Origin of the sequence: Paenibacillus sp. FSL R5-0486 (genome assembly GCF_037975155.1) — a bacterium.
GTDB classification, from domain to species: Bacteria; Bacillota; Bacilli; order Paenibacillales; family Paenibacillaceae; genus Paenibacillus; species Paenibacillus amylolyticus.
Genome location: NZ_CP150237.1, coordinates 3148288 through 3163298, shown reverse-complemented (window position 1 = coordinate 3163298; position 15011 = coordinate 3148288). Strand labels below are relative to the sequence as shown.

General features: G+C 42.3%; 15 protein-coding genes. 2 read left to right on the top strand and 13 right to left on the bottom strand.

Features of this window, described 5'->3' with window-relative positions:
* Positions 1–61 precede the first annotated feature (61 nt).
* The 6 genes from MKY01_RS14190 to MKY01_RS14165 all read right to left on the bottom strand — a co-directional run bounded on the left by MKY01_RS14190 (position 62) and on the right by MKY01_RS14165 (position 6674).
* Complete coding sequence (locus MKY01_RS14190; RefSeq protein ID WP_339286725.1) at positions 62–1411, bottom strand: glycoside hydrolase family 30 beta sandwich domain-containing protein; 1350 nt, start codon at positions 1409–1411, stop codon at positions 62–64.
* A gap of 22 nt (positions 1412–1433) precedes the next feature.
* Positions 1434–3077 (bottom strand): sugar ABC transporter substrate-binding protein, encoded by a 1644-nt coding sequence (locus MKY01_RS14185; RefSeq protein WP_339286723.1) that lies wholly within the window; start codon positions 3075–3077, stop codon positions 1434–1436.
* A gap of 37 nt (positions 3078–3114) precedes the next feature.
* The gene (locus tag MKY01_RS14180; protein ID WP_017688674.1) at positions 3115–4002 is read right to left on the bottom strand and encodes a carbohydrate ABC transporter permease; all 888 of its coding nucleotides are present in this window, start codon (positions 4000–4002) and stop codon (positions 3115–3117) included.
* Between the two features lie 15 nt (positions 4003–4017).
* Positions 4018–5007: an ABC transporter permease subunit gene (locus tag MKY01_RS14175; protein WP_206099103.1), complete on the bottom strand. Its 990-nt coding sequence runs from the start codon at positions 5005–5007 to the stop codon at positions 4018–4020.
* A gap of 119 nt (positions 5008–5126) precedes the next feature.
* Positions 5127–6149, bottom strand: a complete 1023-nt coding sequence (locus MKY01_RS14170) for a LacI family DNA-binding transcriptional regulator (RefSeq protein ID WP_339286722.1) — start codon at positions 6147–6149, stop codon at positions 5127–5129.
* Between the two features lie 180 nt (positions 6150–6329).
* Positions 6330–6674 carry a thioredoxin family protein gene (locus MKY01_RS14165; RefSeq protein WP_036670761.1) on the bottom strand — a complete coding sequence of 115 codons (345 nt, stop codon included), beginning with the start codon at positions 6672–6674 and terminating at the stop codon, positions 6330–6332.
* A gap of 118 nt (positions 6675–6792) precedes the next feature.
* Between MKY01_RS14165 and MKY01_RS14160 the strand changes: the two genes are divergently transcribed.
* Positions 6793–6930 carry a hypothetical protein gene (locus tag MKY01_RS14160; protein ID WP_017688678.1) on the top strand — a complete coding sequence of 46 codons (138 nt, stop codon included), beginning with the start codon at positions 6793–6795 and terminating at the stop codon, positions 6928–6930.
* A gap of 79 nt (positions 6931–7009) precedes the next feature.
* Here the strand turns inward: MKY01_RS14160 and MKY01_RS14155 are convergent, their stop codons facing one another.
* Together MKY01_RS14155 and MKY01_RS14150 are read right to left on the bottom strand one after the other, a co-directional pair.
* Positions 7010–7312, bottom strand: a complete 303-nt coding sequence (locus MKY01_RS14155) for a DUF3817 domain-containing protein (protein ID WP_306068467.1) — start codon at positions 7310–7312, stop codon at positions 7010–7012.
* A 196-nt stretch (positions 7313–7508) separates the two neighbouring features.
* Positions 7509–8477: a LacI family DNA-binding transcriptional regulator gene (locus tag MKY01_RS14150; RefSeq protein WP_282321562.1), complete on the bottom strand. Its 969-nt coding sequence runs from the start codon at positions 8475–8477 to the stop codon at positions 7509–7511.
* Positions 8478–8636: 159 nt separating this feature from the next.
* On the opposite strand from MKY01_RS14150, the gene MKY01_RS14145 reads away from it, so the two are divergent.
* Entirely contained in the window at positions 8637–10070 is a 1434-nt protein-coding gene (locus MKY01_RS14145; protein WP_282321563.1) for a glycoside hydrolase family 1 protein, read from the top strand.
* A 941-nt stretch (positions 10071–11011) separates the two neighbouring features.
* On the opposite strand, the gene MKY01_RS14140 is transcribed toward MKY01_RS14145, so the two are convergent.
* The 5 genes from MKY01_RS14140 to MKY01_RS14120 form a co-directional block, all read right to left on the bottom strand.
* The gene (locus tag MKY01_RS14140; protein ID WP_282321564.1) at positions 11012–11767 is read right to left on the bottom strand and encodes an ABC transporter permease; all 756 of its coding nucleotides are present in this window, start codon (positions 11765–11767) and stop codon (positions 11012–11014) included.
* Complete coding sequence (locus MKY01_RS14135; protein WP_282321565.1) at positions 11764–12513, bottom strand: ABC transporter permease; 750 nt, start codon at positions 12511–12513, stop codon at positions 11764–11766. Before MKY01_RS14135 ends, MKY01_RS14140 begins: the two co-directional genes overlap by 4 nt.
* Complete coding sequence (locus tag MKY01_RS14130; RefSeq protein WP_282321566.1) at positions 12510–13223, bottom strand: ATP-binding cassette domain-containing protein; 714 nt, start codon at positions 13221–13223, stop codon at positions 12510–12512. The genes MKY01_RS14135 and MKY01_RS14130 overlap by 4 nt, the downstream gene beginning before the upstream one ends.
* Positions 13224–13315: 92 nt before the next feature.
* A complete protein-coding gene (locus MKY01_RS14125) occupies positions 13316–14329 on the bottom strand; it encodes a HAMP domain-containing sensor histidine kinase (protein WP_282321567.1) in 1014 nt (337 codons plus the stop codon).
* On the bottom strand, positions 14326–15003 hold the full coding sequence (locus MKY01_RS14120) for a response regulator transcription factor (protein ID WP_339286716.1): 678 nt from the start codon (positions 15001–15003) through the stop codon (positions 14326–14328). Before MKY01_RS14120 ends, MKY01_RS14125 begins: the two co-directional genes overlap by 4 nt.
* Between the last annotated feature and the right edge of the window lie 8 nt (positions 15004–15011).

The window sequence follows — 15011 nt, the reverse complement described above, 5'->3', positions numbered from 1 at the left end:
ACTCCGGATATCGCTTCTTTTGGTTTCTTTTCTGATGAAGCCTGGTTATAACTCCATCCTTTTATAAATCTGTGATCAATACGGACAAGACACTCTTGCTTTCCAGCTGGAACTTCATCAATACATCGTCGCGCAGCTTAACCTGTATGTTGCCCGTTTTCTCCCCATCATTGAAGAGGACTAAAGCTACGGAACCATCGGCATTTTTAAAAGCCACAGAACAAATTCCATCATCACTGGATGTTGATTCGATCCGAACAGCCTTCGGGCGGATCACAACACTGAAATGAGCCAGAGCATAATAATCAAGTGTATACGTAAGTTCCTTTGTTTGCTGATTCACCTGTACGATCCCACGACACGTACTGCGGCCAAATCCCGGAACGGTCGGCCCGTTGTTCTCATCAAGTGCCATATTCCAAAGTACAAAGGACTTGCTGTAATTGCGAAGAATCTGAATTCCCGTTCGCATCACATTCGAGAAGGCTTGCTCAAATGGCGGGATCCACTCTCCACCCGAACCTTCAGTGAAATGCACTTCTTTACCTGCAAAAGCTTCATAAACCTTCGTTTGAGCAGAAGCATCGCCCCCGTACCAATGCCAGGCTACGCCATCCACTTCCTCTCCCGCTTGTTCAAGTACAGTCAGGGGATAGTCCGGTTGATCCCAGTTGTGATCGTAACAGAGAATCTTGGTTTGAATATCGTTTTGCACAAAGGCTGGTTTGAGATGATTTTTGATAAAATCTGCTTGGGCCTCGGCTGGCATCAACATACCAGGATAGTGCCCGGGTTCATAGAGGGCCTCATTCTGTGGTGTAATGGCATGGATCGGTAATCCATGCTTGCCATATGCTTGAATGTATTTCACGAAATATTCAGCATAAACGGAATACCATTCAGCCTTCAGCTGTCCGGTGATCATGGATCCGCTCGTTTTCATCCATCCCGGTGCACTCCATGGTGAAGCAAATAGCTTCAGTTCAGGGTTCAATGCCAACGCCTTTTGCGTTAAAGGAATAACGTCCCCTTCATCATGTGCAATACTAAATTGGGTTAATTCCGGGTCCGTCTGCTGTTCGGGCATATCGTTATAACTATATACCGTTCTCGCATAGTCCGAAGCGCCCATCGGATTACGGATGACTGACAGCCCAATCCCTTTCTCTGGATGGAACAGCCGGGTCATGACCTCATCCCGCTGTTCCTCATTCAAGATTTGATTAATCAGATAGGCGGAAGAATCGGTAAAAGAAGCACCAAATCCGTCCATCTCCTGATACGTTAGCTGATCATCCAGATGGATGGTCGTTGTTTCCTTATCAGCATCCAGTGGTTTCAATTGCTCTTGGGATAGAGATACGAATAAATCTTCTTCACCCGTAGATTTGTACATTTTAAATGTAGTCATAGGATTCTCCTTTGTATTTCTATTATTGAATTCCTAATTTCTCTTTGTTCAATTTCATCTTTTCACTGCGTACCTTCACAATCTCTTCCCAACGGTTCTCACCTAAAAATGACTTGTAAGAAGCCAGTGCATTGTCATACGAGGCATCATCTTTGGAACGTACCATACTGACCAATGTTGTATTCCACTTCGTATTGATTGCTGACAACGCACGAGCTTCAGGTGTACCTTGATCCGGGCTAATATTCTCCAGAATGAAGTGTGGTTTCAGCTTGCCTTTGCCCCACTCCTGCATCTGTTTAATCGCTTCCGGAAAAGCATCTGCACTGAGTGCTTTGTGGCGGTCATGACCGAAGAACATAAACTCGCCCATCCGATAATCCTTTTTGAATTGATCTGCGTTATTCAGTTGCATGTCTTTCACTGCTGGCAGCAATTCTACACTACCGTCGGCTTTGGTTTGGTAGGTTTCCCCCTCGATCCCGTAATTCATAAGCGTCTGTCCCTCTTCACTCAGCAAGTATGTGAATATCTGAATGGCCTTAGCCGGATCTTTACAATCCTTGGAAATGAAATTGATCATCCACCCGGTTATTCCGGATTGATTCAATGTTGGTGCATTACCTTTGGTGCTCTGCGGTCCATCGATAGCAACATATTCTTTGCCTGGATTCGCACTCATGTAGATTTGCAGGTTTCCTCCTTGTTGAGGTGTACCGTCAAGCAGCATCGTCGCATATTTACCGGACTTCACTTTTTCTTCAAAAGCGGTTCCATCATCGGCAAAACTGTCATCACTGATATTGCCGTCTCTATACACGGTGTTCAATGTTTTCAACCACGTGAGGTAATCTTCATCCAGATTACGATCATAGAATTCTCCTGATTCGGTCTCCAACGGAACGCCGATGAAATCTTGTAACGTATCCCCTAGTGAACCTGTTCCTTCACCAATGGAGTTGAATCCAAACGGAATCAGCGCAGGGAACTCTTGCTTAATTCGTTTCATCACACTCTGGAATTCTTCTGGCGTTCCAATGACCGGACTACCCAAAGCTTCGTACACATCTTTACGAATGATAAATGCTGTTTTGGCAGGAATGTTACCGCTATCATAATCCTCTTGTGTATTGGAATAGTTCGGGTAACCATAGGTTTTACCATCCGCCAATTGGAACCAGTTCAATGTATCGGCAGCCGCAACTTTATTGAAGTAAGGATCATATTTTTCCGCCAGATCGTTCAGCGGCATCGCCCAGGTTGCAGCTTTTTGCACCACTGGAGAATTCGAGTCAAAGACCGTCAACAAGTCAGGCATATCTCCACCGGCGAAAAAGGTATTTAACTTGGTATCATCACCCGTAATGAATTTGATATTGATGTTCAGATCCTCTTTGATTTTCTTGGTAACAATGTCCTTGCCAAAATCAGTGTTCCACCAGTCTGCATTGACGTACCAGGTCAGGTCGGTAGCCTCTTCCTTTTTATCCAACTGCCAAGCTGGCTTTTCCGGGTCAACCGTATAACGATCTTCAATGGATACCCAGTTCCCTTCACTGGAGCCCCCCGATCCACCGCTGCAACCTGTAATCATAATTACGGCTGTGAGCAGTGTTGCGAGCAATTTAATCCCTTTTTTGCCTGATGTCTTGTTCAACTTCAACATATTTTTGTTCCTCCTCAAAATGGGGTATTTGTTGCTCCTATTCCTTGACTGCTCCGAGCATCATTCCCGAGATAAAGTATCTCTGAACGATGGGATAGATCAGCACGATAGGGAGTGTTGTAATGACAATGGTGGCTAACTGCACGCCTTTGGTCGTTGTTTCAATAACAGCTGAACCCCCGACATTTTGCATGGATTGTGTCTGTGACTGTACGATAATCTCGTACAACATCATCTGGAGTGGATACAGTGACTGATCGGTAATATATAACTTGGTTGTCATGAAGTCGTTCCATTGCCCCACCCCATTAAATAGCGCAATTGTAGCCATGGCAGGCATGGAGAGTGGAATGAATATTTTCAGGAAAATATGCCAATCCCCTGCGCCGTCAATCTTGGCCGATTCTTCCAGAGAATCCGGGACATTCCGGAAGAAATTCATCAGAATCACGACATCATAGAAGCTGAACAACGCCGGGATAATGTACACCCAGAAGCTGTTAAGCAGGCCAAGTGATTTGATTAACAGATATGTCGGGATCATGCCGCCCGAGAAGAACATGGTAATAACACCCATGGCAACGTATAATTTACGGCCTCTTATGTACTTTTTGCTCAGACCATAACCAACCATGGCACAAAAGAACACATGTGTAACAACGCCGATTGTTGTTTTGGACACCGATATGAAGAAGGCCTGCCAGATGCCCTGATCATTGAATACAGCTCTGTAATTCTCCAGCGAGAATTCCGGTGACCAGAAGATGAACCCACCTTCCGCCAACGCTTTGCCTGAGCTAAAGGAAGAGATGATGACATTCCAGAGCGGAACCAGAATAACGATCGTACAGATGATTAACAAAATCATATTTAAGGTATCAAAGATCCGACTATCGAGATCTTCTTTTGCCACCTTTCCATTCACGCGGGATGCCTCCTTCTACAACACAGATTGATTATCGTTTAATTTGCTTGTGATTTTGTTCGCCGTGACGAGTAGAATGACAGAGATGATTGAGACACCCAAGCCAACGGCCGTTGCATATGAAAAGTCACCCTGAGACATCCCCATACGATAGACGTACGAATTGATGACTTCCGCTTTGTCGCGGTTCTGAGAGTTCATGAGAACCAGGGTCTGATCCAGATTCGACCCCAATAAACCGCTTACAGTTAGAATCAGATTTAGGCTGATGATTGATCTCATATTAGGCAATGTGATATTCCAGATCTGTCTGAGACGGCTTGCACCATCAATTTTGGCCGCTTCATAATACGTAGGATCAATCTTTGCCATGATCGCCAGATACAGAATCGTTCCCCAACCTGCTTCTTTCCAAATATCCGATAACGTAGCAATCCACCAATACTTTCCTGCATCCAGCAAGATGTTCTGCGGTTGCGAGATCACTCCCAGGCTAAGTAACAACTGATTAAATAAGCCCGTTGTCGAAAACCAGGTAATCAGCATTCCCCCAAGTACGATCCAGGACAAAAAGTGAGGTAAATATGAAACCGTTTGCACAAACTTCTTGAATCGTCCGCTGTTTAACTCGTAGATCATGATTGCGAGAATGATGGGAATGACAAACCCGATACCTAATTTCAAAAAACTGATCCCCAGCGTATTCACGACCGCATCCCAGAAGTATTTGTCTGACAAAATGATTCTGAAATTATCCAGCCCTACCCAAGGAGCGGTAGCGAGCGTATCAATGACCGTGTAATTTTTGAAGGCAATCGTCAAACCGTAAATCGGAATATAACAGAAAATAATCATAAAGATAATGCCAGGGATAATCATCGATTGAATCTCCCATTGTCTCCGATAATCGACTATGAATTCTTTAATCCGTTGTCCGATGGGCTTTTTCCCATTGGGACTGATCGCATTTTTACCGGTTGAAGTCTCTACGGCTAATTTATCCACGTTTTTTACTCCCCTCCATCATGCATACATGTTTATAAAAACGTTTTTATTTTTCGACATAAAAAACCCCTTTGTTTTTATTTATGTAAAAAAAAGACCGGAGAAGAAGCTGAGTCAACTTATGTACGGTAGTCTTTCCGGTCGATCTTCACATGGCTTGAACCTCTAACCACCAGCTCACCCGCCAATTTCTGTGCAGCCCCTTGTTCTTTCTCCTTAATCATACCCACCAGTTGATTGATTGCCAGGATACCCTGTCTTGCAATTTGATTTCTTACCGTTGTAAGCGGTGGAGAAAAATACTGTGCGATATCAATATCGTCAAAACCCACGACACTAACATCTTGAGGCACTTCAAAACCCTCAGACTTCAACGCATGCATACAGCCAATTGCACTCAAGTCATTCCCTGCAAGGAATGCATCAGGCCGCTTGCCGGGGTGTAAATGAAGAAAAGATTTTATCGCACTATACGTGCTCTCCTCCTCAAAATACCCTTGTATAATGTAATCTTCATCGACTGGAAGCTGGTATTCACGCAAGGCAACCAGATAGCCGTCTCTACGCTGCACACTGTCAAACATCGTGTCCACGCCCGAAATATAAGCAATTTTCTTGTGCCCCAGCCCAATTAAATACTTGGTAGCTTCATAAGCCGCCACGTACGAGTCAAAAATGACACTTCCCATCGTATCGCTCTGATAGACCCGATCCAGAAAAACCGCCTTGATCTTGTCTTTCTCCATGGCGATAATATCTTGCTCATCAATCCGAAGCTCTTCGTAGATAATGACACCATCCACCCGCCGACCCAAAATATTACTCATAATAACGTGTTTATCCTTGGTCACAAATACATTCAAACCATACCCAAGACGATCACATTCGCGAGACATTGACTCAACCAGCTTATAGAAATACGGACCCGATACACTTGTAGTGAAAAAACCGAGCATTTTGGTTTGACCGGACTTCAACAGCTTGCCATTCAGATTGGGCACATAATTTAAACGTTCTGCCACCTTAAGAACATGTGATTTTGTCTCCGGGTTCAAGACATCCACACCATTCAAGGCGTTGGAGACCGTAGATATGGATACGCCCGCTTCCCTTGCTACATCTTTAATCGTTATCTTTGCCATAAGTTTTGTTCCTTTACTATAAAAACGTTTTTATAATGTTTAAATTATCATAAAACCGTTTTCATGGCAACACTTTAATTTGCGAGTTCAGGCATCATGTACTTTATTCATAGCTATAGGCCACTGCGGGCGCAAAAAAACGGCTCATGTATGAGCCGCCGTTCATGAAGCTTTAGCTTTCTATTCCTCATCCTGGATATACATGGAGTGAATCTGTTGCAGCTGCTCTTCCAGACGTTCCAAGCGAACAAAACGATCTGCTCGAATATATTCCTTCTGCTCCACAAGCATGATCATTGTTGGAACGGTAAAAATAAGAAACTTGGATGCAACTTCTTCCACGTCGTTAGCATTAATGTGACCGAGGTATATTGATGGATAAGGTTCCAGCAACGCCCTGATCTTGGGGAGTAAAGCGTGACATACACTGCACTCTGGACGAGATACATACAAAAAAACCAATTCATGTTGTTGAATAACTTCTTCAACCATTTCTATGGATGTTAACTCATGAATATCTTTCATAGAAGCTCAACCCTTTCGATCATTCAATAGCTTGCTCATTTAAACTTTTTCTTTTCAAGTATAGCCTATGTGCGTTAGAATAAAATGGAATATATCCCCATATGAAAGAGGTTATGGTATGAAAAAATCATTCTTATTTCTGTTCACTGCCCTGGTTGTTGTTACTTCCTTCTCGGCGTATACACCTGTGTCGAATGCCTCAGGCGATATTGGAGTCAGCTTATTGTCCGATCGTCAGCAAGGTACAGTAAAGTAGAACTTGTACAGAAAGTAACAGGCGACAATTCGGATAACATCTGAATTAGTCGCCTGCTTTCATTTATTCTTATTGATTTTTATTTCCAATCTCTCTTTCGAAGATAAGATTCGAATACAAAAGTTCCAAACGGCAGTAGACCGGCGAGTCCACCCATTAACCAGCGTGTTATCTTCCACTTTTTGACCAGAGCCAAATGCACTAGTGCAATAAGATACAAAGGAAATAAAATACCATGAATCATGCCCATTACGGCTACAGCGGAAGAGATATCTGCAAAATATTTCAGAGGCATAGCAATAAAAATCAATAAAAGTAAGGATACGCCCTCCCATATGCCCGCAATTCTGAATCGGCCTGTCACTGTTTTCATAAAGTCCATTCTCACCTTTCCTGCTAATCATTTGTGAAATATGTAACTTGTAACATGATACAAAAACCTCACGCCACATCTCCCTACAAATATGTCGTTCTGAAGCTCATATTTAGTATAACGTATGACTCCGATTTGAAGATGCTTCAGATTTGAATAATTATTGAATCCATAAAATCAGATTCCCACATCAGGTCTTATGGATTCAAGTTGTCTCACGCTCAATCAGCTGGTATGTCAGCTGCTCTGTCTTCAACTCTGTTTTACCCAATACAGCCCACAAGTGATGGAAAGCCTGGGTGGCTTGCTCCGCAATCGGATTGTGTATGGTCGTGATCCCGAGGACACGGGAAAGCTCGATATCATCAAACCCTACAATGGCGAGTTGTTCCGGTACCTGAATATTCCGTCTGCGTGCTTCACTCAGAATGCCGATGGCTGCATAATCATTTGAACATAATACGGCCTGTGGAAGTTCTGGCCCCTCAGCCATTCTTCCCATCGCTTCTTCGCCATTGGAGGAGCTAAATACGGAATATTGATATGCTTCAGTCCACACATGCAACCCTCTGCTCTTCATGAAAGATTCATAGGCTTCACGTCGGCTCTGGGTATTCAAACTTTCAGCCCTGCCAAATGCATTCGCAATTCGAGTGTATCCTCTTGATACCAGATGCTCCAGAGCTAACTTATACCCTTCTGCCTGATCCATCGCAACAGACGGAATCTCGTCATTTCCCATTCGCTGCCAGGAGACAATGGGCCCATACTCCATATAAGCTTTTAATTTCCGAGGATCATTGACACAAGCAATAATAACTAGCCCATCGACTCGTTTACTGCGCAGATCTTCGAACGCCTGCAATTCAATCTCCGGATCTCCACGGGATGTATAGATAATCGTCTGAAACCCAAAATCCATGGCTGTATCAATGAATTGATTCATGAATGTAAGAATGATCTCACCTGTGGTAGAGGTCACAATTCCAATCTGCTTTGTTTGCCCTGTAGATAACGATATCGCATTCCGGTTGGGAATATAATTCAACTGTTTCATAATATCCGTTATGATCTGTCTTGCTTCATCACTAACATGCGGAGAATGATTAATCACTCGTGACACTGTCGCTTTTGAGTAACCGGACCGCTTCATAATTTCATCAAACTTGGACATCGGAGGCTCCCTTCTTGCTAACGAACTATAGAATAATAGTATGCATCAAATCTGGGTCAAAAGTAAAACTTGACGTGTAACCCGTTACAACGTTTAAGCTTTTTTTATGTCATATATGAACAACCTCTTAATATCAATTTGATGAATGGAGCGATACACATGAGCAACTCTCAAAATCATACTTATCAATTCCCGGAAAATTTCCTGTGGGGTGGCGCAATTGCAGCCAACCAGGCTGAAGGTGCATACAATCAAGGCGGCAAAGGATTATCTACTCAGGATGTAGCTCCCAAAGGTATCATGGGACCAATCACGGAAGAACCAACCGAAGATAACATGAAACTGATCGGTATCGATCTGTATCATCGCTACAAGGAAGATGTGAAACTGTTTGCCGAGATGGGCTTCAAGGTATTCCGTACTTCCATCGCCTGGTCCCGGATTTTCCCAAAAGGGGACGAGCTGGAACCAAATGAAGAAGGTCTTCAATTCTACGATGATCTGTTTGACGAGTGTCACAAATACGGGATCGAACCACTGGTTACACTATCCCACTATGAGACACCTCTTCACTTGTCCAAAGAATACGACGGCTGGGTTAACCGAAAAATGGTTGGATTCTATGAGCGTTATGTAACTGCCGTATTTAAACGTTATAAGAATAAAGTAAAATACTGGCTTACCTTTAACGAAATCAATTCGATTCTTGAAGCACCCTTCATGAGTGGAGGCATCTACACGCCTAAGGAGAAGCTTAGCAAGCAAGATCTGTATCAAGCGATCCATCATGAGTTTGTAGCCAGTGCTTCCGCTGTGAAACTCTGTCATGAGATCATTCCTACGGCACAGATTGGTTGTATGATGCTCAGTATGCCTACCTATCCGCTGACACCAAATCCAGACGATATGATCAAAGTCATGGAATTCGAACATAGCAACTATTTCTTCGGTGATGTACACGTAAGAGGTCGCTACCCTGGTTATATGAAACGTTACTTCCGTGAAAATGGAATCGAGATTCAGATGGAAGCTGGCGACGAGGAAATGTTGCTGAATACAGTAGACTTTATCTCTTTCAGTTATTACATGAGTATCTGTCAGACAGCAGACCCGGAGAAACAAATCGCAGGTGAAGGTAACCTTCTTGGGGGTATACCTAACCCTTACTTACCAGCAAGTGAATGGGGATGGCAGATTGACCCGCAAGGATTGCGTTATGTGCTTAACATGTTCTATGACCGTTATCAAAAACCACTGTTTATTGTAGAGAATGGTCTTGGTGCTGTTGATGAGTTGATCACGGGTGCGGACGGCGAGAAAACAGTTGAAGATGACTACCGAATCCAGTATCTGAATGATCATCTGGTTCAAGTTGGTGAAGCTATTGAAGATGGCGTTGAAATTATGGGTTATACATCATGGGGTTGTATTGATGTTGTCAGTGCGTCTTCTGCCCAGTTGAAAAAACGTTATGGCTATATCTATGTTGATCGTCATGACGATGGATCAGGAACACTCGAACGTTATCGCAAGAAATCCTTCCATTGGTACAAAGAAGTGATCAGCAGTAACGGGAAAAGTTTGCAGCGTTAAGGTTTTTTAAGCAAATGTAACAGATACCTTCTTCTATCCCTCAGACATATCACATGAAAAGTGTCGGTTATACGATACCTTGGCATGTTTTCTGTCTGGGGATTTTATTAAAAATACCCGATGATAAACATCGGGTATTCTCAATGGCTAATATGATAATGATATTCTTCACTATATGTTTTTTTAAGTAAATGATTTTTTTGTTTTGACATTTATCTAATCGATAAAGAGAACAAGTTCTGTTCCCTCTTGACTTACATTTAGGTAAGCTAACCTGCTATTAGCTTAATGAAACAGATTAAATATCCCACTCGACAGTTTGAAGTTCCCACTCTATTCAGAAGTGGAACGGAGATTTTGCCTTCAGAGAATGATTTGAGCCTCATCCCACCACATAATTTATCTCAAGATAATATTTAGATAACAATTTAATCCGCGATGACACAATGTTCTTGCCTTGGACAATTGAAATCGACTTTAAATATCCTTCGATTTCCAACTGTGTCGTGATGGGTACTTAACTATTCTGTACAAAAGCAGCTGATCACATTAATCAGCTGCTTTCTTTGTATTATAGAGCTATCGTTTCCCGTTAGCGTAATGATTTACTGTTGACACATTCATCGTGCTATCTTTAACGTCTAGTTTTTGGGCTATGATTAATTCGAACGGTAGCTACTGGACAATTTCACCTCCATCTCGATTATTGCTTAAATCATTCTTCATTTTGATTCTTGACTTCCATTCCTCTTGTAAAAACACACGATACCAAACGCAGCAAAAGTTACATAATTACTTATTCTTGCTATGACCTCTTCAGCATCCTTAAAAAAACCTTTTTCTGTGCAAACTCTCTCCTCACATATCTGTGTTTACCATGATTATACAACAACAAGTTTTTGGTTACCTTTGTTTTATGATTATCTCTGACCATTGATCGCTTAGGCATCTCGCTTACGGTATAATACAACAGAAAATATAATAAAGATCAGTGTCCATAACATTGAAATGCCTGTCCCTTGCATTGGTGTAAGGACATTCATTTCATCAGAGGAAAGCGACCTATACATATAATATCCTGCCGTATCCGGAAAAACATGTTTAATACCTGGCAGATAATTTCTTGCCAATGGACTGACAACAAAATAATACCCAAGCAGAATGACTAGTACAGGAGTCGTTCGTCTAATTAAAGCACCTATAGCTGCACTGAGAAGACTAGTCATTGTTAAATAGCCTGTTGCACCTACTAATGTTTTAATTAATGTGTTCATCTCAATCACTTTTGTGTCTCTCGTCATAACAAAAGCATATAGCACACCTGATGCAACCATAATAAACGCCGCGGGAATAGCTATAATAGCCAATGCCAGAAGCTTCGCGGATAATTGAAACCCACGCCAAGGTGTCACAGTTAAAGTGGTTCGAATCTGTCCGCCGGTATACTCCGAACAAGTTGTTAAGATTCCAAGAATAATGAACCCTGCTTGAAGATATCCCATAGACGCAAGTCCTGTATCCACCATCCTTTGAGTTCCTGCAGCCCCTTGTTGGCCAATAGAAGTAAACGCTACAGCTAGAACTAAATTGATAATGAACGCTCCCGTAAGAGTGAACCATATCCATGGTAATGTAACGAGTTTGCCCAGTTCAGCACTGAGAATTGGTGTTATCTTTTTACTAGAAGAGACACTCATGCTGCAACGTCCCTCCTATAGAATACAATAGCTGCAATAATGAAGAGAACAAATACCCAAGCAAACATGACTAAACCGCCTATGAACGGAGTGTGGAATCTGTCACTCATAGACATAAACATATCAATGCCAGCCCGATCGGGTAAGTACATCGCCAACGTCGTAATCTTAGAAAGCAGAACACTAAATGATACGATGGATGAGTTGATCATGAGCACAGCAAGAGGTATAACGCTATTTTTAGTTAGAACAGTGAACCCAACTGCTAAAAGAGCGGTAAATATCCAGTAACAAAGGGCACCGAACAGTCTGGACCATTCAAATGCAGGAGCATATTCATCAAGAATAAGATGCGTTGTTGGCACCATTATTATAATAGCAACCATACAAAGCAATGCGCTAATTACTGTCACGGCGCCTCCTTTTGCCAACAAAACATAAAGTCGGGATGAAACAACAGATAAACTGGTTGTCATCTGTTGTCCTCCACCAGATTCACTGCTCTCTGTCAAATACTCACTGCTTACAGCAAGCACACCAAGGATGATGACTCCTTGTACCCCAAAACCTAATCCAATATAGCCGACTTCCGCTAGGCGTGTGCTGATTCCAGCTATAATGTCCGCTTTTTGTGTTAGACTATCCAATGCAGCAAAGATCGCTGGAGCAAATGCTCCAATAAAAAGAGCAAGCCAAATGCCCGGCAGGGAAAGTAATTTAGACAGTTCAGCGTTGATTGCTCTCATAGAGCATTCCCTGCACGTTCAGATGTCAGGGCAAAAAAGGATTCCTCTAGCGTGGAATGGGTACCTATGACTTCTTCCAATGTTCCATCTGCAACGATTTTCCCATGCTTAATAATCACCACATCATCAACCGTCTCTGCAAGCTCTCCCATTAGATGACTGGATAGTAACACGGTGTTTCCAGACGCGGCACGTTCACGTAAAAATGTCCGAATCCAGCGAATCCCTTCCGGGTCGAGCCCGTTTACGGGTTCGTCCAAAATCAATATTTTTGGATCGCCAAGTAGTGCAGCTGCCATCCCAAGTCTTTTCCCCATACCAAGTGAATAACTCCCGACTCTTTTGCCCGCCGCAGTAGTAAGACCTACTATTTCCAAAACTTCCTCGACACGTGAGAGAGGCAAGCCTGCGGCACGAGCAATCCAACGTAAGTGCGCCCGTCCTGTTCGCATGCCATGAGCTCCCGATCCATCCATTGCAGCGCCTACAGTTACTAAAGGATTATGTAATTCTGCAAATGGCTTTTCATTAATTAGTGCACTCCCTGAGGAGGCACGATCTAATCCAAGCAGGATACGAAGTGTAGAACTTTTCCCTGCCCCATTTGGACCTAAAAAACCGGTGACTCTACCTGGTCTGGCTTTGAAACTGATACCTGATAAGATTTTTTGGGTTCCTCGGTGTTTGACTAAGTTATTAATGGTAATCAACCATAACACATCCCTTCTGTTATGGTTGTAATTATAAAGAAGCAAAGTTGCATCTCGGATATCATGTTGTTTACTTCTGGGTTAACTTTAGGTTAAGCCCTGCCAATAGCTATTCTTGTGCCATTTTTATTGGATGTAAAGACAGCTTTCAACTTCATTTTTTTCAACATATATTTTGAAGCCGATAAGCCAATCCCCACTCCGCGCTCATCGGATGAGTTATTCATACCCGGACCTCTGTCTTCAATAATAATCTGTTCATTTTCTATATCAACTACAATGTTTGCATATTCCCCCTTTGCTGCATGCCGAAGAACATTCTGAAATAAGTTATCCAGAACTCGTGTCATCCATTTAGGATCTACTTCCCAATAAAAAGTCTTCTCTGCCGGTAAATCAACATCGATCCGAATTGCTTGTTCTTCAAATGCAGGATACCACGCAGCAACTGATGCTCTTACTAAGCGTCCAATATCTGTTGAAGTCGGATGAAAAGGATGTTTCCCTGATGTAATCAAGGTATAAGAAAGTAAATCATCCATTAGCTCTCCGACTCTTGTAATTGTATGGTTCATTTCCGTTAATGAGTTTTGTCCTTCCAAACTAATTGATTCCTCATTTAACCTGGTGACATGTCCTCTCAAAATAGTAAGTGGCGTTCGTAAGTCGTGAGATAAATTCGCGATGAGCCGATGTCTTAATGATTCCTCTTCATTTTCCCGCTTGCGGCTGTCCTCAAGCTGCTGAATCATCCAATTAAAGGAACTCCCTAACTGGTCTATTTCATCCATGCGATCACTCTGAACCGATATTGGTTTAGGAAATGAGTGATTTGTAGCTGAAAACGACATGAATTCTTGTAAGTAGGTGAGACGTTTGCGAAGTTTCAAGAAGAACAACCAAGACAAAACAACAAATGCAACCATGATAAAACTAAATAATAGAACAGTGATATAAAATAAATTCAACGTATTCAGATCTTCTTCATGGATACTACCCGCAAACCCAACAAACGCACTGAAGAAAATAAGCACTATGGGAGGAAAAAAGATAAATAGAAAATGTACTTTTAGAAAACGGCGAAATAATGACCTATTCTGTCTCATATTTTCACCCGATATCCTATTCCCTTCAACGTTTCTATAATCTCCGGGGAATTTGGATTACGTTCCAACTTCTGACGCAGCCGACGGATATGTACCATTAATGTTTTATCACCAGTAATATAAGCTTCTTCCCAAATAGCCTCATAGATTTGTTCTTTTGGCAGAACTTGATTAGGGTGGCGTAAGAAGTACATTAATATTCGATGTTGTTTCCCTGTCAATATAATTTCTTCACCTGTGCGTTTATCAAATATCATTTTGACTCCTAGATCTACTTCAATATGATTTCCTAATGAAATGCGTTTGGAATGTATTCCGCCACTTCGCCGGATCAGTACTTCTAATCTTGCAACTAATTCATCTGTATGGAATGGTTTCGTTACATAGTCATCGGCAAATTGTAAACCATCTACCTTATCATCAATCGATGTTCGAGCAGACAACAGCAATATCGGAACATCAGGAGCTGCCTTTTTTAATCGTTTTCCCACAGTAAATCCGTCTAAGCCAGGTAACATGATATCCAAAATAACGACTTCATACTGATGTACATCTTTTTCAGCTCCCTCACCACTAAGTAACCATTGAACCGAAAAGCCTCGCTGTTCTAATTCCTCCTTTACCAATTTGCCTATCTTCTCATTATCTTCGATGTATAATAAGTTTCTTCTCAAGTAACATC

Excerpts from the sequence above, each read along its gene's own strand:
- MKY01_RS14190 (WP_339286725.1), bottom strand. The coding sequence starts at position 1,411 with ATGACTACATTTAAAATGTACAAATCTACGGGTGAAGAAGATTTATTC.
- MKY01_RS14185 (WP_339286723.1), bottom strand. The coding sequence starts at position 3,077 with ATGTTGAAGTTGAACAAGACATCAGGCAAAAAAGGGATTAAATTGCTC.
- MKY01_RS14170 (WP_339286722.1), bottom strand. The coding sequence starts at position 6,149 with ATGGCAAAGATAACGATTAAAGATGTAGCAAGGGAAGCGGGCGTATCC.
- MKY01_RS14165 (WP_036670761.1), bottom strand. The coding sequence starts at position 6,674 with ATGAAAGATATTCATGAGTTAACATCCATAGAAATGGTTGAAGAAGTT.
- MKY01_RS14160 (WP_017688678.1), top strand. The coding sequence starts at position 6,793 with ATGAAAAAATCATTCTTATTTCTGTTCACTGCCCTGGTTGTTGTTACT.
- MKY01_RS14155 (WP_306068467.1), bottom strand. The coding sequence starts at position 7,312 with ATGGACTTTATGAAAACAGTGACAGGCCGATTCAGAATTGCGGGCATA.
- MKY01_RS14150 (WP_282321562.1), bottom strand. The coding sequence starts at position 8,477 with ATGTCCAAGTTTGATGAAATTATGAAGCGGTCCGGTTACTCAAAAGCG.
- MKY01_RS14145 (WP_282321563.1), top strand. The coding sequence starts at position 8,637 with ATGAGCAACTCTCAAAATCATACTTATCAATTCCCGGAAAATTTCCTG.
- MKY01_RS14140 (WP_282321564.1), bottom strand. The coding sequence starts at position 11,767 with ATGAGTGTCTCTTCTAGTAAAAAGATAACACCAATTCTCAGTGCTGAA.
- MKY01_RS14135 (WP_282321565.1), bottom strand. The coding sequence starts at position 12,513 with ATGAGAGCAATCAACGCTGAACTGTCTAAATTACTTTCCCTGCCGGGC.
- MKY01_RS14125 (WP_282321567.1), bottom strand. The coding sequence starts at position 14,329 with ATGAGACAGAATAGGTCATTATTTCGCCGTTTTCTAAAAGTACATTTT.